Annotated in this window: 20 protein-coding genes and 3 pseudogenes; 11 read left to right on the top strand and 12 right to left on the bottom strand. The window is 38.6% G+C overall.

What is annotated here, in order from left to right; genetic code table 11:
* Positions 1–340: 340 nt before the first annotated feature.
* From JCM19033_RS19230 to JCM19033_RS19190, 10 genes are all read right to left on the bottom strand, one after another.
* Complete coding sequence (locus JCM19033_RS19230; protein WP_054637519.1) at positions 341–814, bottom strand: Gfo/Idh/MocA family oxidoreductase; 474 nt, start codon at positions 812–814, stop codon at positions 341–343.
* Positions 815–851: 37 nt separating this feature from the next.
* Positions 852–1,676 (bottom strand): SDR family oxidoreductase, encoded by an 825-nt coding sequence (locus JCM19033_RS19225; RefSeq protein ID WP_054637518.1) that lies wholly within the window; start codon positions 1,674–1,676, stop codon positions 852–854.
* A complete protein-coding gene (locus JCM19033_RS19220; RefSeq protein ID WP_157049978.1) occupies positions 1,660–2,283 on the bottom strand; it encodes a hypothetical protein in 624 nt (207 codons plus the stop codon). The genes JCM19033_RS19225 and JCM19033_RS19220 overlap by 17 nt, the downstream gene beginning before the upstream one ends.
* Entirely contained in the window at positions 2,274–2,600 is a 327-nt protein-coding gene (locus JCM19033_RS19215; RefSeq protein ID WP_054637516.1) for a hypothetical protein, read from the bottom strand. Before JCM19033_RS19215 ends, JCM19033_RS19220 begins: the two co-directional genes overlap by 10 nt.
* A complete protein-coding gene (locus tag JCM19033_RS28485; RefSeq protein ID WP_198153587.1) occupies positions 2,594–2,713 on the bottom strand; it encodes an SDR family oxidoreductase in 120 nt (39 codons plus the stop codon). The genes JCM19033_RS19215 and JCM19033_RS28485 overlap by 7 nt, the downstream gene beginning before the upstream one ends.
* Positions 2,682–3,389 carry an SDR family NAD(P)-dependent oxidoreductase gene (locus tag JCM19033_RS19210; RefSeq protein WP_198153582.1) on the bottom strand — a complete coding sequence of 236 codons (708 nt, stop codon included), beginning with the start codon at positions 3,387–3,389 and terminating at the stop codon, positions 2,682–2,684. The genes JCM19033_RS28485 and JCM19033_RS19210 overlap by 32 nt, the downstream gene beginning before the upstream one ends.
* Positions 3,373–4,095, bottom strand: a complete 723-nt coding sequence (locus tag JCM19033_RS19205; protein WP_054637515.1) for a cytidylyltransferase domain-containing protein — start codon at positions 4,093–4,095, stop codon at positions 3,373–3,375. Before JCM19033_RS19205 ends, JCM19033_RS19210 begins: the two co-directional genes overlap by 17 nt.
* A 33-nt stretch (positions 4,096–4,128) precedes the next feature.
* Positions 4,129–4,953 (bottom strand): CDP-glycerol glycerophosphotransferase family protein, encoded by an 825-nt coding sequence (locus JCM19033_RS19200; protein WP_054637514.1) that lies wholly within the window; start codon positions 4,951–4,953, stop codon positions 4,129–4,131.
* Positions 4,953–5,309 carry a hypothetical protein gene (locus JCM19033_RS24530; protein WP_054637513.1) on the bottom strand — a complete coding sequence of 119 codons (357 nt, stop codon included), beginning with the start codon at positions 5,307–5,309 and terminating at the stop codon, positions 4,953–4,955. Before JCM19033_RS24530 ends, JCM19033_RS19200 begins: the two co-directional genes overlap by 1 nt.
* A gap of 176 nt (positions 5,310–5,485) precedes the next feature.
* Positions 5,486–6,457: a polysaccharide biosynthesis protein gene (locus JCM19033_RS19190; protein ID WP_054637512.1), complete on the bottom strand. Its 972-nt coding sequence runs from the start codon at positions 6,455–6,457 to the stop codon at positions 5,486–5,488.
* Positions 6,458–6,707: 250 nt separating this feature from the next.
* On the opposite strand from JCM19033_RS19190, the gene JCM19033_RS19185 reads away from it, so the two are divergent.
* From JCM19033_RS19185 to JCM19033_RS19140, 11 genes and pseudogenes are all read left to right on the top strand, one after another.
* The gene (locus JCM19033_RS19185; RefSeq protein ID WP_054637511.1) at positions 6,708–7,811 is read left to right on the top strand and encodes a DegT/DnrJ/EryC1/StrS aminotransferase family protein; all 1,104 of its coding nucleotides are present in this window, start codon (positions 6,708–6,710) and stop codon (positions 7,809–7,811) included.
* Positions 7,812–7,858: 47 nt separating this feature from the next.
* Positions 7,859–8,610: pseudogene (locus JCM19033_RS19180) on the top strand (N-acetylneuraminate synthase family protein); the annotation flags it as partial.
* A 12-nt stretch (positions 8,611–8,622) separates the two neighbouring features.
* The gene (locus JCM19033_RS26650) at positions 8,623–8,901 is read left to right on the top strand and encodes an SAF domain-containing protein (RefSeq protein WP_269758412.1); all 279 of its coding nucleotides are present in this window, start codon (positions 8,623–8,625) and stop codon (positions 8,899–8,901) included.
* Between the two features lie 138 nt (positions 8,902–9,039).
* The gene (locus JCM19033_RS24525) at positions 9,040–9,474 is read left to right on the top strand and encodes a UDP-N-acetylglucosamine 2-epimerase (RefSeq protein ID WP_269758411.1); all 435 of its coding nucleotides are present in this window, start codon (positions 9,040–9,042) and stop codon (positions 9,472–9,474) included.
* Positions 9,475–9,552: 78 nt separating this feature from the next.
* On the top strand, positions 9,553–9,837 hold the full coding sequence (locus JCM19033_RS24520; RefSeq protein ID WP_054637509.1) for a UDP-N-acetylglucosamine 2-epimerase: 285 nt from the start codon (positions 9,553–9,555) through the stop codon (positions 9,835–9,837).
* Between the two features lies 1 nt (position 9,838).
* The gene (locus JCM19033_RS24515; protein ID WP_198153580.1) at positions 9,839–10,045 is read left to right on the top strand and encodes a hypothetical protein; all 207 of its coding nucleotides are present in this window, start codon (positions 9,839–9,841) and stop codon (positions 10,043–10,045) included.
* A gap of 523 nt (positions 10,046–10,568) precedes the next feature.
* The gene (locus JCM19033_RS24510) at positions 10,569–11,432 is read left to right on the top strand and encodes an N-acetylmuramoyl-L-alanine amidase (protein ID WP_198153579.1); all 864 of its coding nucleotides are present in this window, start codon (positions 10,569–10,571) and stop codon (positions 11,430–11,432) included.
* Positions 11,399–11,908, top strand: a complete 510-nt coding sequence (locus JCM19033_RS24505; protein WP_198153578.1) for a glucosaminidase domain-containing protein — start codon at positions 11,399–11,401, stop codon at positions 11,906–11,908. The genes JCM19033_RS24510 and JCM19033_RS24505 overlap by 34 nt, the downstream gene beginning before the upstream one ends.
* A gap of 874 nt (positions 11,909–12,782) precedes the next feature.
* Positions 12,783–14,273 (top strand): annotated as a pseudogene (locus tag JCM19033_RS28480) (spore germination protein).
* 23 nt (positions 14,274–14,296) lie between these two features.
* Positions 14,297–15,229: pseudogene (locus tag JCM19033_RS26645) on the top strand (GerAB/ArcD/ProY family transporter).
* A gap of 154 nt (positions 15,230–15,383) precedes the next feature.
* Complete coding sequence (locus JCM19033_RS19140) at positions 15,384–16,469, top strand: Ger(x)C family spore germination protein (RefSeq protein ID WP_054637506.1); 1,086 nt, start codon at positions 15,384–15,386, stop codon at positions 16,467–16,469.
* Positions 16,470–17,230: 761 nt separating this feature from the next.
* On the opposite strand, the gene JCM19033_RS26640 is transcribed toward JCM19033_RS19140, so the two are convergent.
* Entirely contained in the window at positions 17,231–17,365 is a 135-nt protein-coding gene (locus tag JCM19033_RS26640) for a hypothetical protein (protein ID WP_269758405.1), read from the bottom strand.
* 603 nt (positions 17,366–17,968) lie between these two features.
* A complete protein-coding gene (locus JCM19033_RS26635) occupies positions 17,969–18,223 on the bottom strand; it encodes a hypothetical protein (protein WP_269758404.1) in 255 nt (84 codons plus the stop codon).
* Positions 18,224–19,294: the final 1,071 nt, after the last annotated feature.

The raw sequence follows: 19,294 nt of genomic DNA, 5'->3' as shown, positions 1-19,294 counted from the left end.
AAAGTCCACCTCTTTCCAAGACCACGTAGGTGAGTAGGATACCCACGCTTTATTTTCATTAAACTTTGCGATACACCGAACATGATTGTTATTAACATGTAGTAACAAGGGCGAGGCTCCTGAGGGGTATGATGTAAGTGTGATACGGTCTCCCGCATTGGTTGATCCTTGTAACGTTCCAGTAAACTCCATGAACCCTTTGCGTTTGTTGGGAAGAACCTGTTTGGAAAGTAACGATTCATCCAACGTGACCTGCGTTGTCTCCGTCAAATAAGAAAAAAGATCTAAATGGTGAATGGTGTTGGAGGCCAAATTAAATTGGCATCCACTTAAAAAATAATTAATAGGAGCTGGTTCCTTTGTTTGGCATTTTATATTTTTTTTTAGTTCCTGAAAAAAAGGGGTAGATTCTCAGCGGACAGTTCACCCATGTTTTCACGTTTTTTTCTTGAAGAACCTTGTTTATATTTACAAAATCATCTGGGTATTGGAAAACCACCTTTTCAAGGATAAGACGGTGAACATTTTTTAGGCGGAGTAACTGCTCCACAGTCGCTTTTCTCACTTCTGCGGTAGTAGCAATGATGGCCAAATGTAAGTGTGGTGAAAGGGAATCTAACCTTGAAAAATACTCGACATGCTGTGGATACCGAGGGGGTTTCATGTCATGATAAGCCTTTCTGGCTTGTTGTAATGCAGAAGGACTTGGATCCACCACTTGAATATGGATTGGCCGGTCAATCCGAGTGAGAGCTTGGAGGTGTCGTCTACCAATCTGGCCCATCCCTATCACGGCAATTCTTGTGTTGGTCATCCGGCCTCAAACCCTTTCTCAAAAAATCACACCACGGTTACCAAGTAGTTAAACCACCATCCACAATAATATTTTGTCCAGTAACATAACTAGAGGCAGAAGAGGAGAGGTAAATAACCGCTCCCACCACTTCTTCAGGAACTCCCATTCTGGCTAAAGGTGTTCGGTGAGCATATTTTTGTTTAAATGTTTCGTTTTGCCCACTTTCAATTCCACCCGGGGTGAGCATATTGACTCTTATTCCCTTCTCCGCCCAATAAGTTGCTAAGTACTTGGTTAGTCCCCATACCGCAGCCTTTGAGGCAGAGTATACAGCTGGAGTATTGATAGAAGTTCCTAAATAATATGAACCTTCATAAATACGCCCGTCTGGGGCTACAATTCCATAAATCGAGGAGGTTTGAATGATGGATCCCCCTTGATTTTGTTTCACCATTTCGATTCCAACCTGTTGAGCAACCAGAAACATTCCATCGATGTTCACAGACATCACCTTACGCCAATCCGCTAAGGAATATTCTTCAAAGGGGGCAAAGTAATGAGTAACATCTTTTGTTTTACTTGCTGCGTTATTGAGCAAAATATCAATGGTTTTAAATGTACGTTTCGTTTGTTTCACCATATCTTTTACTTGTTCTGGAGAGGATACATCACAGCCAATCCCGATACAATGAACATGGTAATCCTTCGCTAATGCGTTGGCGAAGCTTTTTGCTTGTGGTTCATCAAGATCCACCACTACGACGTTTGCACCGCATTCAGCCAACCCTGCACAAAAGTGTCTTCCTAAAATGCCTAGCCCACCCGTAACGATCGCCGTCTTGTTGTGTAAGGAAAAAAGATTCTTATATGTTAACTTCATGAATATAAACCTTTCTGTTTTGTAGCTTCGAAATGCGGCCGGCAATTAACGTTTTCAGGATGTGTAAGGTTTCGTTGGAATTGATTGCTGGTTTCCCTGTTGAAATGGAGTGAAAGAAATGCCAAAGCATTCTTCGAAACATCGAAAAATTGTCTTTAATATTTACAGAGGTATGCATTTTCGTGCCCCAAAAGTCAACTTGGAAAGGAAGGGAATACCCTTTTGCTCCTTTGACGCTTTCCACCGTGTCGATGTGTACCACCCCTTCTGTTTCTGTTTGAATCACTATGGAAGAATGGGCAGCATTAAGGGATAGGACAGATGTTGCTTCTATATCAGTGGTCGACACAATAGCTTCTAGTAAATGAATACCGTACGTTTCCCACAAATTAGGACCAATCCCTCGAATGACAGGAAGTTCCCCGTACGCATGGATATTGTTTCGCACCTCATCAAGTTCTTTCGCATAACGCATAGCTGAACAGGACATTAATTGACCTGTGAGAAGATATGGTTTAAGCAGTTGGAGCTCGGTAGGGATTAACGAAAGAGGTTTATCTACAAATACGGGAAGGCCTTTTTTCAAAAAAGGCATAGCTAACTCCATATGATGTTTATAATCATCCTGGCAATAATGACTGCATCCACTGCCTTGCTCATTTCATTTAAATGTTGAACGGGGTGCGGAATCTTACAAGCCTGGCATAATAGCTTGGTAAATCTAAAATCCTGTGACCAAGCATGAGTTACCTTTATGTTTTCAAAACCAAACTCCGATGGGTCTCTAATTCTTAAATAATCTTCTATGAGGTCCCATCCGGCTTGTAAAAGATATCTGCTTTCGTAGCCATTTATGATGGAACTAAAAGAAAAAGGATGACCGTTTCCCTCATTCACTCCCACGACCCCGATTTTCATTACCATATGGCCCACCCACCATCGACACAAATATTTTGCCCCGTCATATAACTTGACGCATTGGAGCAAAGTAAGGCGACTGCACCTTTAATTTCGTGGGCTTCTCCTATTCTGTTCATTGGGTTTTTTGAAGACAGCTCTTTTACAAAGGCGGTGTCTTGCGTAGTATTTCCATGAGGAAAGGCACCCGCTTAGAGAATTAACTCGTATCTTATAGGGCGAAAGAAAACTTGCTAAGTATTTAGTAAATTGGATAACCCCGGCTTTGGCTGCTCCGTAACTAGGAGGGTTGGTATGTTTTAAACCATCGTATATACGGTAATCAGGCGCTACATGCCCATACATAGAGGCCACATTCAATATCACACCTTGGTTTTTCTTTAATCCAGGTAAACTTTCTTTCACACAGTAAAAAACAGAGTTGAGACTCATGTTGATATCATATTCCCAGTCATCATAGGAAATAGATTCTAAGGAATTTTTGTTTCCGGACCAAGCATTATTCACTAGAATATCGAGGCCGCCGAACGTTTGATGGATATCCTTAAAACATTGAGCAATAGACGCTTTATCCATCACGTCTAATTTCATCGGTGTCACCTTCACCTGATTATTAAAATAATTTGTGAGCTCCACGCTTTTTTCTTTGCATTGTTTTACATTTCGACTAGCAATAATAATGTCAGCCCCAAGCTCTCCCAAGGTGTAACATATTTCACTTCCCAAATATCCTGCTCCACCCGTCACAAGAGCCGTTTTACCTCTTAGTGAAAACAGTTCATTCAGAGTTTTCATGCTCCATTCTCCTCTTCATAAGTAATTCAGCCAGTAAAAAGTCCACTTCGTCATCAATATCTACAGATCGTTCTTTTGGCATCAAAACGGCGGCCGTAGGAAGAGGAAGCAGGGTGGAAGAGTTTTTCAACAAGTGATCCATATGAAAACTATAGATGGCCCCATTCAGTTGGTATGCTTTCGGTTGTTTTTGACGTGGAAGCCAAGGATTGGCTTCTGGAAGAAAGACCGTTGGAGTAGTATTTTTTATTTTCCAAGCGCGGTGAGGGTTAAGCTCGGCTTCTGTAAAGGTACTTACTGAATGAAAAGGCGCACCTTCGTCTAATAAGAGATTTAGGCACCGCTTAATGTCTACGGGTTTTCTTAGTGGGCTCGTTGGCTCTAGGTAGACCATAAACCTGGCATGTTCCCCCTGCGTTCTTAAGGTGGTGATGACATTTTTCACTACATCAAGGGGTAAAGAATCATCCTCAGCCAAATGGTTTGGTCTTTCCAGAACTTCAGCCCCGTAATGTCTCGCGACTTCAGCAATTTTCCTGTCGTCAGTGGAAACCATCACTCGCTGAATTTCTTTCACTTGTTTCGCTGCTATAATTGCCCAAGCTAAAAGAGGTTTTCCATTAAAAAGTTTAATGTTTTTATAAGGGATCCCTTTACTTCCACCCCGTGCAGGAATCAGGGCAATGACTCGTTTATTTGTTTTCATAAAAAATCCCCTTTTATATAAATAAAGTTAGTTTTATAAATAGTTTTCTATGGCTAGAGGAGCATAGGAATGATTTTTTATATTGTCTTTCAATGAGAGTTGATTGATGAGGGTGGATAAAAATGTAGGATGTTTTATGAGTTGTAAGAATAACTTTTTTATATCTTCTTCGGTTTTTACAAAGGTAGCGCATCCTTTTAAATAATAAAAAGGTTGTGGTCGTCCATAAAACACTACAGCTTTTTTACATAAAAGGCCTTCATAGGCCACGGTGGAATAAGGAGTAATGATTATGTCGCACCATTTCATGAGATTATGAAGGGAATTGCCGGAATGCGACAAAAGTTTAGAAGAAGATGAACGGATTTGTTTTTGATAAAGTTTTCTACTTTGATCAGGATGTAGTTTATAAGACACTAGGACTTTACCTGGGTAGCGTTTTGCTGCATTTTCAATCCTACGAATCATTGTATGGTTATGTTGGGCCCCCAACGGTTGAAGAGCAACTAAGACTTTCAAAGGTGGAGCAGGTGGAACAGACCTTTTGTCAGTGAAATCGGAAAGACCCAAGCTGTTGTTTCTGATAAACACGGGAGGCACCATTTTGATTTTTTGTTTAGGCGCGCCAAAAGCCAATAAATAATCTTGATGGGATTTCCCCCATACGAAATTTAAGTGTGCGTTTACAGGTAAATGCCCAATTTCACCCAATAAGCCGTGTTGAAGATTCACGGTCTTTATTTTTCGGGTTTGGGCAAATGTCGTGACCAAGGCTCCGTGCCGGTTAATCGTTGAACCATATAACACCCCTGAAAAGGAATATTTCTTAAACAATGTATGAACTTTTCTGATTTTCATTAGCAGATTCCTGGTATTTTTCCACATCCATGTGGTAAAAGCTTGGTGCGAAAAAAACGGGGCGTGTTTCTTGAACGAAATATCTTCTTTAGTTGGTTCTGAATCTTTTTTTCCGCAGTCCCCGCTATTATTGTTTCTGGAATGCGAGGTAAATACAATAAAGGCCTACATTCTTTATGGGTTCGAGCTTCTTGGTATTCTTTTTTATGATGTGCTATATATATACACTGAGAATTTTTAAAATGTTTTGTTAAGGGGAACAATTGAGCGCGCACAAGTAATTTTCTTTCTTTTTTCACCACTGGCTGTTCATTTATTAAATAAGGTTCGCAGGCCGTATGCACAGCTTTCTTCAAAGGAGAATTTTTTTCCAGTGATAAGCCTTCTTGTAATGTCTTTTAATATATTTTTGAAAGTCTCTTAATAGAGGCAGGACTAATGGAACTTGATCATACTTGATAGGATGAAACCGAGAAAGAAACTCAAGTGTGCAGAGCCAAATAATTTTATTTTTCTTATTCACAACAATCACCTAGTTGTTTTCAATTTCTTCTAACAATTTAATAATCTCCTTTTCATTTATACTTTCTATTTGATCAGATCTAAGAACAGGGTTTGTTGTCTTAGTAAAGTGATGAAAGGAAGAAGTAGGGTCTGGAAGAACAACATATAACTCTTCGTCTTCTACAACCTGGTCCTTCTCATGATAAGATATTAACTCTTCAAATAGCTTCTCACCACTTCGTTTCCCTATCGACTTAATAGGAGGGGAGGTCACTCCCTGTGTATGATAGTATTTCCTAATTGTTTCAGCCAGCTTTACTATCTCTAGTGATTTCATCTTGAAAATAAAAATTTCTCCCCCTTTTGAAAAAAAGGCAGATTTTAAAGTTAATTGTGCTGCATCAGAAATACTCATGATAAATCTAGTCATGTTAGGATCTGTAACCGTAATAGGGCTGCCAGACTTCGCTTGATCAATAAAAAGAGGGAAGACAGAGCCTCTAGAATTAATGACGTTCCCAAACCGCACTGAACAAAAAATGGTTTGATGATTGTGTATTAAAAAGTTTGCGTTAGAGAAGAGCTTTTCTGAGATTAGTTTGGTTGCTCCCATCGTGTTGGTAGGATTAACTGCTTTGTCCGTGCTAACATTTATCACCTTTTGGACTTTATTTAATATACTTGCCCTGATGACATTTTCGCTTCCTATAATATTGGTTTTGACAGCTTCAAATGGGTGGTCCTCACATATAGGTACCTGTTTTAAAGCGGCTACATGAAAGACAATATCTGCACCTCTCGTAGCGTATTCCACTGATTCAAACTCTCGAATATCTCCTAATAGAAAGTCGATATTGGAATAATTGGAGTACTGCTGTTTCATTAAATATTGTTTACTATCATCTTTATTGAAGATAATGATTTTTTTAGGGTGACATTTTACTAAGGAAGAAACAATACACTGTCCAATGGAGCCGGTGCCTCCAGTAACCAATATCACCTTCTCTCTAAAAACTTTTTGAGCGGTGTTTGTTTGTCCATAAGAATTCCACCTTTATTTATTTAAGTTACTAATAGATAAGGTATGAACAAGAAGGTGGTCATGCTCTAGATAAAAAAACTATTTTTAGAGAACGACATCAAATCGGGCACCCTCAGAGTGGGAAAGGTTTTTTGTCAGATGAGTCTATGTGTATCTAGCTCCTACTACAAAAAGAAGCCAATGCCAACGAAGAAGGAGTGGGTAGAGAATGATTATTCCGCTTTCCAAGCCCGACATATCCTCTTTAGAAAAAAAATATGTAGAAGAAGTGTTAGATTCTGGCCAATTAAGTATGGGAGAGAAAATTAAAGCATTTGAAAAAACCTTTCAACAACGCTTTCATGCCGGATACGCTGTAGCCATGAATAGTGGAACGAGCGCCTTACATGTGGCGGTAAAATCCCTTGGGCTAAAAGCAGGCGACGAAGTCATTACGACTCCGTACAGTTTCATCGCTTCTGGTAACTGTTTAGTGTATGAAGGAGTCACCCCAATCTTTGTAGATATAGATCCAAACACGCTAAACATGGATGTGTCAAAGATAGAGCAAGCGATCACTTCAAAAACCAAAGCTATTTTAGCTGTTCATATATTTGGGCAGGCCTGCAAAATGGATGAGATCTTAAGAATTGCTACTAAACATAATTTATTCGTCATCGAAGATGCTTGTGAAGCCATTGGTGCAACGTGGGATGGCAAGCCGGTGGGGCTTTTAGGAGATGCCGGGGTATTTGCGTTTTATCCAAATAAGCAAATAACTACGGGGGAAGGAGGCGTATTGGTAACTAACAAGGAAGAAGTATACAAAACAGCTTCCATCCTAAGAAATCAAGGAAGGAGTCTAACCAGCAAATGGTTAGACCATGATTACATTGGCTATAATTACCGAATGTCTGAATTACAGGCTGCTGTAGGGTTAGCCCAAATGGAACGGTTAACCGAAATTTTAAAAAAGCGCGAACTCGTGGCCTTACGTTATATAGATCTCCTTACTCATTGGAATCTACCGGTCACGCTGCCTGCGATATTAAAAGAATGTAGGGTAAGCTGGTTTGTCTTTATTATTATTCTTCCTAAAAAAATAAACAGAGATCAGGTGATCTCTTCACTTGAAAAAAGAGGAGTTTTTACAAAACCTTACTTTCCTTCTATTCATTTACAAAACAGTTTTAAAAAACGATTTGGGCACCAGCCGGGAAGCTTTCCTATTAGTGAAGACATGTCGAGTCGTACGTTAGCCATTCCCTTTCACTCAAATCTTACTCTTACTGAGCAGAAATACGTGGTACTCCAGTTACAACGCCTTTTATAAAACGGGTCTCTTAGCAAGATAATATTTGTCTTGGAAAGGATGGGAAAATGCCTTTCACAATTGGAAACACCCGAGTGACTGATGAAGGAAAAGTATTTATCATAGCTGAAGTTGGTGTCAACCACAACGGATCATTACGATTGGCAAAGAAGCTCATCAATGCAGCAAAAGAGGCAGGAGCTGATGCGGTAAAGTTTCAGACATACCAAACCGAACAATTGGTCACACCTCAAAGCAAATTGGCGACCTATCAAAAGAAGACAAATCATCATTCGCAATTTGATATGTTAAAAAAATATCAATTAAATAAACAAGAGTTTAAAGAACTTAAGAAGTATAGTGAGGAATGCCATATTAGCTTTATATCCACACCATTTGATAGGAAAAGCGCGGAACTATTAGAAGAGATGGGTGTGGACGCATACAAGGTAGGGAGTGGGGACTTAACCCATTACCCATTACTTGAGCAGTTAGCGACATATAAAAAGCCACTCATCCTCTCCACTGGGATGGCAACTTTAGAAGAAATAAAAGATACTGTACACTTTCTCCCCAAAAATCTACCACTGGCCTTGCTCCACTGCACTTCTGCTTATCCCGCTCCTTATAATGAGGTCCATCTAAAAGCGATAAAAACGTTCAAGGAACATTTTAGATGTGTGATAGGTACTCCGACCACACCTTGGGTGTAGAAGTCCCTTATGCGGCTACGAGTCTTGGTTATAAAATTATTGAAAAACACTTAACCTTAGACACTAGCTTGGAGGGACCTGATCATAAAGCCTCCTTGAACCCCACCGACTTCCACCAAATGGTAAAGGGGATAAGACAGATTGAGGTAGCATTAGGAAGTGAAACCAAGCAAGTCACATCCTCTGAAGAAGAAACAAAAGAAAAAGTACGAAGAGGGATTTATCTGAATCGAGAAGTAAAAAAAGGCCATAGGTTATCCATAGAGGATTTAACTTACTTACGACCAGCGACGTCAATAGAATCAAAGCATTTCAAAGACGTCATAGGAAAAAAAATGAAAATCGATAAGAAAGCTGGAGACCCTCTATGGTGGAAGGACTTAGATCAAGAAAAGTAAAGGAAGGTGTAGTTTGAGTAAAACAAAAAAAAGATTTTATGTTTTACGGGTACGCGAGCAGATTATGGTATTTACCGGCCCTTATTATTTGAAATAGAGAAATCTTCTTGTTTTGAGTTGCAGCTTGTAGTGACTGGCATGCATGTATTAGAAGAATACGGAGTTACCATAAATGAGGTACGCAAAGATCCCTTTTATATCCTTTCTACGCCCTCGATTTTAGTCAAAGGAGATACAAGGGGGGCTATGTCTAAGGCAACTGGATTGGCTTCTTTATATTTTGCCGATATTATTGAACAAGCGGAACCCGATGCTGTTCTTATTTTAGGAGATAGAGGAGAAATGATAGCGGCTGCGATGACGGCTCACTATCAAAACGTGATGATCATACACCTGCATGGGGGAGAGAAGTCGGGATCGGCAGATGATGCGGTGCGCCATGCGATATCTAAATTATCCACCTACCATTTGTATCTTCTGTGCAGTCCAAACAACGACTACTTTCTATGGGGGAACAAGAAACCAACATTTTTGTCATTGGGTCTTTGCGAAAGCATGACATTCAAGAAATAAGAAGGATGAGTAAGGAAGAAAAGTTAGGGCTCACTAAAAAATTAAATTTAGGTCAAAAGACAAAAAAAGATTTTGTTTGTGGTGCATCCTGATTCTAAAGATAACCTTCCTTTCTTTATGCAGATAAATGAATCCTTAGAAGCCATGAAGGACTTTACAGAGGCTCAGCTTATTCTTCTTGGAACAAATAGTGATACCGGGGGAGAGATATTTCGCAAATCCATTAATACTTTTGTCAACCAATATAAGAATGTTGCATATTTTGATTCACTCCCTCCAAGTGAGTATTTATTTTTATTGTCACAAGTCGATGTATTGGTAGGAAACAGTAGTAGCGGTATCATTGAAGCCCCTTTTTTTTAATGTGCCTTTTGTTAACATTGGAAATAGGCAACGAAACCGAGAACACGGAGAGAATGTCATACATGTAAAACAAAATGCAGCAGATATTAAAAGAGGTATACAGAAAGCATTAGCAAGTGAATGGAAGAATAAAAAAAATCCCTATGATGTTGCAGAGTCACCTGCTGAAGAAATGGTGAAAGTAATGAGGAAACTTTTACATTTATAGGATGGAATTCCTTTTTTGGCTTGCTAAAAAGCTACTGCTATCCTGAGAAGAAGAGACATATAAATTGATGCAAAATGAATAGAACAACCTTTAAATGCCCAGACCTCACAAAAGCTTTCTCGTATATTATTATAAGCCCCCGTCATTTTTATTTTAACACCCATGAAAATCTTAACTACCTCCTTTAGCGGGGGCTTTTTTATCAATAAAATCCCCAAAGGCTATTCACTTTCTGTTTACAACCATGGAAAACGAAAATTACACAAAATAACCATTCTCCTTATAGTTTTGGTTGTGTGGCTGGACCCGCAGAATTTTCTACATGGATCTAAGTCAGATTAGAGAATGAGGGAAGAAGGTTTTAAGGTACATATTACTGAGTACCCGAACAGGACAAACGTAGATGGTTGGCAAAATTCAAATGATGTTTCAAAACCTTAAAGTATGGTTTTATCTCCAGGGTAAGTTGTCCGCTCTTGTTTCTCTTCCTTTTCATATAATGACAAAGGAAAGGAGAATGGTTATGAAACTTTATTTAGATCCTGGTCATGGTGGAAGTGACACTGGAGCCACAGGGAATGGTTTATTGGAAAAAGACGTGGCATTGGATATTGCCCTTAGGATTAGAAATATTTTACTCAATGAATACCAAAACGTAGAAGTGAGAATGAGCCGGACCACTGATACGACTGTTAGTTTAAGGCAGAGAACAAATGAAGCAAATCAATGGAATGCCGATTATTTTTTGTCTATCCATTGCAATGCTTTTAATGGAGAAGCCAGAGGGTATGAGGACTACATTCACAATAGTTTATCTGATTCTTCACAAACAGCCCAATACCGTGATGTTATGCATAAACACATTACCGCTTTAAATCGTTTGTCAAACCGAGGGAAAAAGAAAGCTAATTTTCATGTTTTGCGAGAAACAAGGATGTCAGCTTTATTAACAGAAAATGGTTTTATTGATCACCGTCAAGACGCTGCCCTAATGAGGGATTCTTCTTGGCGACAAGACGTGGCTCGAGGACATATAAATGGGTTAGAAGAAGCGTTTAATCTACAAATGAAACAGGATTCTGGTTCTATGTATAAGGTCATCGCAGGCTCTTTTAAAACCAAAGAGAATGCGGAGAAGCAGATAGCGCATCTTGAATCGAATGGTATTGATGCCTTTATCGTAAGAACTATGATCAATGGGGAAGAATGGTACCGGGTACAAGCCGGTTCATTTAAATACAGGGAAAACGCTGAGAGGCGGAAAAATCAGTTAGAACAGATCGGCATTTCGGATGCCTTTATCATTATTGACAACATGGGGCAGAGGAGACCACGCCGAATGGATATTCAATTATGGGGGAGACCATTCTATCGCCATCCCTTTTAAACCGATATCTTAAAACCGTCAACGCTAATGCCCCTGAGTTAGGCTCCTACTATTTGAAATTTGGGGAGGTTTACGGAATAAGAGGGGATATTGCTTTTGCTCAAGCTCTACATGAAACCGATTATTTTCGTTTTACTGGAATAGTGCAACCAGAGCAAAATAACTTTTGCGGGCTAGGGGCTACAGATCCAGACAATCGCGGAGCCAGTTTTGATACACCAGAAGAGGGAGTCCTCGCTCATATCCAACACTTATTTGCTTACAGTTCGACTTCCAAGTTACCCGATAAATATCCCTTACTGGATCCACGCTTTGACTTGGTTGAAAGAGGTTCAGCTGTAACTTGGACGGGGTTAAACGGAAAGTGGGCTGTTCCAGGAGATGAATACGGAGAGATGATATTAAACATTTACGAAAGAGCCATTCGATTTAGTCAAAAAGCGTTAGAAGATTTAGTGGAACAAATAAGAGCTTAAGCATCACAATAAAGAAATAATGATTTGAAAACTCTTTAACATGGAATTTATTTTCTCAATATTCCTCAACCAAGTTATAAAGGTGAAGACAAGGATCACCTATAGAAAAAACAGAAAAACGCAAGGAAGCGTAGCCCTAGGCTTTTAGATATAATCGCATGGTTTCAGTTTTCGCTTTCGGTGTCTTGTTTATTGTTGTCAGAAAGTATACTATGAAACCACGAAAGCTTGTCTTCTCTACAATGTACAAAGGGTAGGTTTTTCTATAGTGGAAAAGGAAATTGGGTTTCTTTCTAAGCGAAATATTTCTCAGGGAGAAAGACAGTACACAATCACGTTATGGTGGGATGGGTCACAATATTTAGCCTTTGTTGAAGAGTTGAATAGTGGGAAAAGAAGCGTTCGGTATGGGAAGACACAAAAGGAAGCTCTCAACTTTATTTGGAAAACAAAGAAAAGTGAATGTCAGGTTAAATAGAAAAGAAGCGTCTATCAAATTTGTAGATGCTTCTTTTCTATTTAATAGTGTTCTATCCTGCTGGGTTTTACAGCACCTATTCCTTTTGGGGCAATATGAATTTGAACGTTACCATTAATCTTATTTTCTCTGTTAGAAAAATTGAATCTATAAATAATGTGATTTTTTAGCCAATCATGGATACTTGCAATATACATTTCCATCATAAAGTGAATCTAAACAGTAGTATTGTCGGCATATTTCTCTCATTGTTCTTAGGGTAGGAAACATTTGAATAAATTTCCTCAATTTTAACCAATATACCAGTGTAAAGGTTTAAACATTTCGTGCGCTGCGTCTTACTTACCATACTCACTGCAAAGAGAGGGCCTAGGGAGAAAGAAAGGTGAATGAACATTGAGGAGATGGCTGGAGAAACGATATGCTGCTATAACTGAACAAACAACCGTCTCTGAACTGATGGAAAAGTGTGGGTCGTCGGAGGACTTTGTACATTCGTTTCATAGTTCGTCAAAGACTCCGTTTTGGATCTCTTATTTTCAAACTCTTATTGACCACTCTGCTCTTCACCATGACATACTGCCACAACTGCAAGGTGAACCTTTTAAAAATCTTAATGAACTAACTGGAAAGCTCCCCTTTAATCAAATAGTCATAACGGAGGATAATAAAGAGATTGAAAATAAATTATTAGAGGGCTACATTTCCATTCAAACAGAAGAAAACAAGGACAGTTGTTTACTCATTCCTGCTTTCTCAACAGAGAAGCGCGACATTTCGCTCCCTGAAGTGGAATTCAGTGTCTTAGGTCCTAAAGACTCTTTTGTAGAATCCATTGATTCAAACATCAATTTGGTAAGAAAAAGACTTCCAGATAAAAATCTTACTTTAAAGGAATTTCGTGTGGGAAGCTTATCGAAAACAAAGATAGCTGTGATCTACATAGAAGGGATTGCAGATCCTGAAAATGTAAATACCATGATTCAACGCATTCGCGATATTGAATACGACCATATCAGTGATAGTGCTTATATTAACCAAATGATTGAAGACAATTCGAATTCACCTTTCCCTCAACTAATTGATACTGAGCGGCCCGATCGTGTATCTGCTGTTTTGGCTGAAGGGAAGGTAGCTGTTTTAGTCGATGGCTCGCCTACTGCCATCACAGGACCAACTACTCTTATTGAGTTTTTTCATCCTTTGATGACTATTTTTTAAGCTGGCATATCGCCTCGGCGTTTCGGCTTATTCGCCTCTTTGCTGTTGCTTTCAGCGTACTGGCAACACCCATTTATGTTGCCGTTATTACTTACCATGCAGCTTTAATCCCTAGGGATTTATTATCTACTTTAATTATGTCACGAGAAGCGATACCTTTTCCTCCTATAATTGAAGCAATATTTTTAGAGCTGACCATTGAGCTGCTTCGTGAAGCAGGGGCTAGACTGCCTACAAAAGTAGGTCAAACCATTGGTATTGTAGGGGGAATTGTAATTGGAACAGCAGCTGTTGAGGCAGGATTAACAAGCAATGTATTGCTAATTATTGTAGCACTTGCCGCACTTGCTTCCTTTACCACCCCTATTTATCGAATTGGTAATACAATTAGGCTTATTCGATTTCCCTTTCTTTTTCTAGCGCAACTATGGGGTTGATAGGAGTTTCTTTAGGAATGGCTTTTCTTCTCGTTCATTTATTAGGCCTTACATCACTTGGAAGACCATATTTAGCTCCCATTTATCCGTTACGGCTTCCAGACTTAAAAGATTCATTTATTCGCCTTCCTTTTACCAAACAATCGAGAAGGCCAAAGCAAGTTCGACCTCAGAGTCTTATCGTTTTAACAAAGCTCAAGCCCAGCAAAAGAAGGATATCGATGATTAATCACTAAAGGAGGAAATAGAAACGTGTCTTCCGTGGTTGCAGAACGTCACTTAATTCCTCCGTTTTTAGTCTTATTTATCTTTAACTCCATGCAAGTGGGGGTAGGGATACTAGGTTTTCCCCGATCCATAGCCGAAGATGCAGGCTATGATGCCTGGATATCTGTTCTTTTGTCTAGCCTAAGTATTGCCGCAGCTATAGGGTTAATCTTCAGTGTTTTAAAAAAAGGAAAGGGCGATATTTTATCTATTCATAAGGATTTGTTCGGCACATGGTTTGGCGGCTTGCTAAGCTGTCTTTTAATTCTATACTTTCTTTCTTTGGCCTTGGTAGTGACTAGAACGTACATAGAAGTGATACAAGTTTGGATGTTTCCGACGATGCCTACTTGGGCAATGGCGTTTGGTTTATTACTGCTAAGCTTTTAGGTGGTAACCAAAGGCTTTCGCCTGGTTGTAGGTCTTTGTTTTATCGGAACCATGGTCTCTCTTTTAACCCTTTTCTCATTTTTGCCTGCTTTGGAGTTTGCTAATTACCGAAATGTTTTACCTGTACTGGATCATAATATGATTGATTTGTTAGCCGGTACAAAAGCCATGGCACTTAGTTTCCTTGGTATAAAGTTAGCTTTCTTTTACTATCCTTTTATCAAAAATCCTGAACAAGCTATGAAATGGGCGCAAGTCGGAAACATAATTACGACATTTACTTATCTTTTCATCGCCTTTGTCTCCTTTGTGTTCTTTAGCCAAGAACAGCTTGAAATAACGATTTGGGCCACCGTCTCTCTTTGGCAAATTTTTGAGCTTCCTTTTTTAGAACGATTTGAGTATACCGGAATTTCCCTATGGTTGTTGGTGGTGATTCCTAATATCTGTTTAGCACTGTGGCTGCTAGCCGAGGGATACGTCTTCTCTTTTCTTGTAATCAACGAAGGATACTCTTTTTGTTACTAATTATTGTATTGATTGGTACTGTTTTGTTTCAAACCCGACAGCAAATTGAATACCTAAATTCTTATGTTTCTGAAGTCGGCTTTTACTTTGTATATGTGTATATTCCTTTTTTATGGATAACTCAACACGTAATATTGAAGGCGAGGGGAAGAGAGTGAGAAAGCTGTGGATGTATTTTATCTTGGTTCTTTGCACTCTTGGGGCTTGTGTGAATCAGGAAATTATTGATGAGATTCAACTCATAAGTACCATCGGATATGATTTTGTCAAGGATGATGTCGTGGAGGGGAGTGTGAGTGTTCCCATTTATGGACCGGAACTACATGAAGGTGGGGGCAGCGTAAGGAGTGAAACAATTTCCGGAATAGCCCGTACGAGCAAAGACCTTCGGGCTCAACTAAATGCAAGATCCCGGTATGAGTTAAATAGCAGCAAACTTGCGATCGTCCTTTACAATGATGAATTGGCTAAATACGGGATTATGGAACTTGTTGATACCTTGCGTCGCGATCCGATCATAGGGAGAAGGGTATTTTTAGCCGTATTGGAAGGGAAAACAAAACAGCTTTTAAACTTGGATTCCCCATTAGAACCTGAAATTTCACAATATTTGTCTGATCTTATCAGTCAAAATACCGAAGCTCAAGGGCTTCCGACAACCAATCTGCATGTCTACTTGTATCATTTTAATGCTCCCGGCATGGATCCCTATCTCCCGTTGCTTGAGCAAACAGAAGATCAAGTAGAAGTGAAAGGACTGGCCATCTTAAAAGACGACAAGATGGTCACCACAATAGATAGGGAAGAGATGTTTATCTTTAAGATGTTTGTCGAAAACTTTGATAATGGATTCTATGAGGTCACTTTGTCACCAGATGAATACGCAGATATATTCAATTTACAAGCACGGTCTAGCTATCATGTAGAAAATGGGAATCAAACCCCTGAAATCACGGTAACTTTAGATATTGAAGGGAGGATTAGTGAATATTCCGGAGTTAAGCTTGATGACCAAAAAATCGAAGAGATACAACATAAAGCAGAAGAAGAACTTCAAAAACGAGCAAAAAAGATGATTACACAATTTCAAGCCTTAGAAGTGGATCCGATTGGTTTTGGCGATCAGGTTCGTTCTCGGACAAGAAAGTGGGATTATGAAAACTGGAAAAGAAAATACGCACGTTTGGACATAAAAGTGGAAACAAATGTTCAAGTATCCAATGCTGGAGTGGTAGAGTGAATTTGGTAGTAATAGTAATCCACTAAGTGCAAGAGAAATAGAACAACAAAACGGCAGGAGAGGATGGGATAGGATGTAAAACCAAGTATGTGAAAAAGCCCAAGCCATGGACCTGAAAATACGTTGGGAATTGAGGGAAATATAAAACTAAGCCCAAGATTCGGAAATGTGCACGTGCAATTCATGTGGTGCGGGAAATGAGAGAGTCGGTCTTTTATTCGCCTTTAACATTCAGAAAATCAATATGACGGGATTAGAATCAAATGAAGAGGTTTTTTTGGATTAGGGGAGCGTAACCATACATGAATTCTCAGAATTCAAATGACTTAATCAGGCATTTATTAACGCACTTGCCCAACACCGCCATTGGATTTCGCCCTTTTTTGTCCTTTAGAATTTGCATAGTTTAACCCACATTCACCCTCGTGCGCTAAAAGAAGTTTGTAAGTAGCATCATTTTGGCTAAATGTACCCGCTTGTGGCCTACGTTATCGTTTTTCTTTATAATAAGGTATTCAACTCTCTGGGGATTTCCCTACAACTTACCTCTAAATAAAGGAAATAGCATTGCATAGTAAAATCCAAAAGAGGAGTGTTAAAATTAATATATTTGCGTGAAATACACATTTAATGAATATAAAATATTTTATAAAGTTACATAACAGGACTAAGTAAGAGTATGATTCAGGTGTGGTCATTAAATCGGATTTTTACGAGTTTTTTAACATGCAGCATCCCTTATTTTTTATAAAAGACGTTCCTTAATTTGGAAAACAGGCATGTTTCACTACTTCTGTATTTGAATTCTTTTGATTACTTTCTACCTGGTTGTACAATGAAACAATAAGGCCTAAAATTAACAGGCTCGTGGTTGTTAACTCAAACACTTTTTTCAAATTAACTCACTCCCTCTATGTTATCTTTTCTATTATTTTAACCAAGCAATGCAAACGTTATTCTCGAGGAAGTAGAGTTGTTCTTACTTGTTTTAGAAATTCCCTTCTTTCTTAGAAATTTAAGAATTAGAGTTTTTTAGATATTTGAAGAGAACATGGACACAAGTGTCTTATAGCGGCTCTGCTAAAAACAAGAGAGCAATATTTTTTAATAAATCACTCAGAGTACCAAGAAATGAAAAGTAATTCAGGCAGTTGTGAGCATAAACTGCCTGAATTATTTGCTTTATAAAGTTTATTGGTGCCCTATATTCGTTTAGACTTTTCGTATTGTTTACGCCATCCATATTTGGTTATACCTTTTGGTTTATACATTGATAAATCACATTAAGAAGCAGTACCACTAGAGATCCTACTGAATGGAGGAGACCATGGGCTCTCTTTAGCTCATCAAGATCAGTACTTGGTTCTCTTGCTAATTCTGCTACAAAACTGATAGTCTGCGTGTATTGGAATAGGATAAAGATAGCTATTATAGTCAGCAAAAATTTTGCCAAAACCCAATAGTGACGAAATAATCCCCATGTGTACTCAGTGACATAATTAGCCGGTAAGCAGGGAGGCCAACGCTAAGGGAACAACAGCATAATAGGTGATTGGTTCCATGGAGATAAGAGCTGCACGTATTATATGAGCATCCCGGCTAGTTAAAGTTGTAATGACCAAAGCTAGATAGGCGAATACTGCTCCTATCCATCCGATCGAAACTGTAACGTGAACGGTTAATGCAAACTTACGAAAGTGTGTATTCGCTTTCTTTCCTCTATTCTTAATGCCCAAAATGCATCCCAGGTCCATGGTTTCCTCCGGTAATGATTATAATAATTATTACCAACAAGAGTATTACGATCAGGGAAAGGACTGAAACTTTTACCCACCGTGGTGTGCTTGGTGGACGCGGCTGTTTATTAGAATTATTGTTTGCCTGTGGTGTTTTACTCAAATGAAGATAACCTTCTTTTTAAATTTATTACACAATCTCAGTATAACAAAAATTTATGTAGAGAGAGTGAAGACAGATACTTCTACTTAAGTAAACGCTTTGTAAATTCTTTACTGTTTGTAAAACTTGAGTACGTACAAAAAAAGGCAATAGAATCTCTACTAAGTTGCAAAATGAAAATACATAAGCAATTTCACGTCTATTTGATATGGAGCGGCGTACAAAATACCCAATTTAGCAAAGTCAGACAACAGGTATGCCTAGCTTCCTTTCTTTTATAAATCAAGATAGTAGAGGTTTCTATCAAAGAGAACGATCCTTTTTGTATTTTGAATACAGTACTGTGTATCGGCCCTTAGAATATTATGTTCGACCATGCTGTAAAACACAATGACATCTATTTTGTGGTTTAAGGATAAAAAGGTATTGAAAATAGAAAGGTTATCAGTGAAACATTATAAAAGGAGGTTTCATATGATTAAAAATGGTGGTTTTGGTTGTTAGTTGTTTTGTTTATTGTGATTAATATATCCATCACTAACATGTCTAACGACAGTGATGCTGAATATCAAAATGATCGTCCTCACCCTTTATATAGCGACATACCAACTCATTAATATAATAAGTCTAAAATGAGCCTTAAAAACCCTATTGATAATCGTCGACAGGGTTTTTTAAGGCTCATTTTTATTTTAATCAAACTTTCATCACAATTAATGTTTATCCTTATATATGGCCAACCAATGAAATGGAAATCTCACAATTAAGTAGAGAAAAGATCAACTCTTTACAATGAATATTTACTATTTGGAGGTGTACGGAATAAAAAGTGAATTGGCGTTACCTGAGGGAGCCCTTAAATCATAAATATTTATTGGGAGAAGCAAACAGTGGGGTGATACAACACAATAACTCAAGAGGATAGG

It is taken from the genome of Thalassobacillus sp. C254, assembly GCF_001310615.1.
Note: the sequence above shows the minus strand (reverse complement) of the source record. Positions and strands in the feature narration are given on the sequence as shown.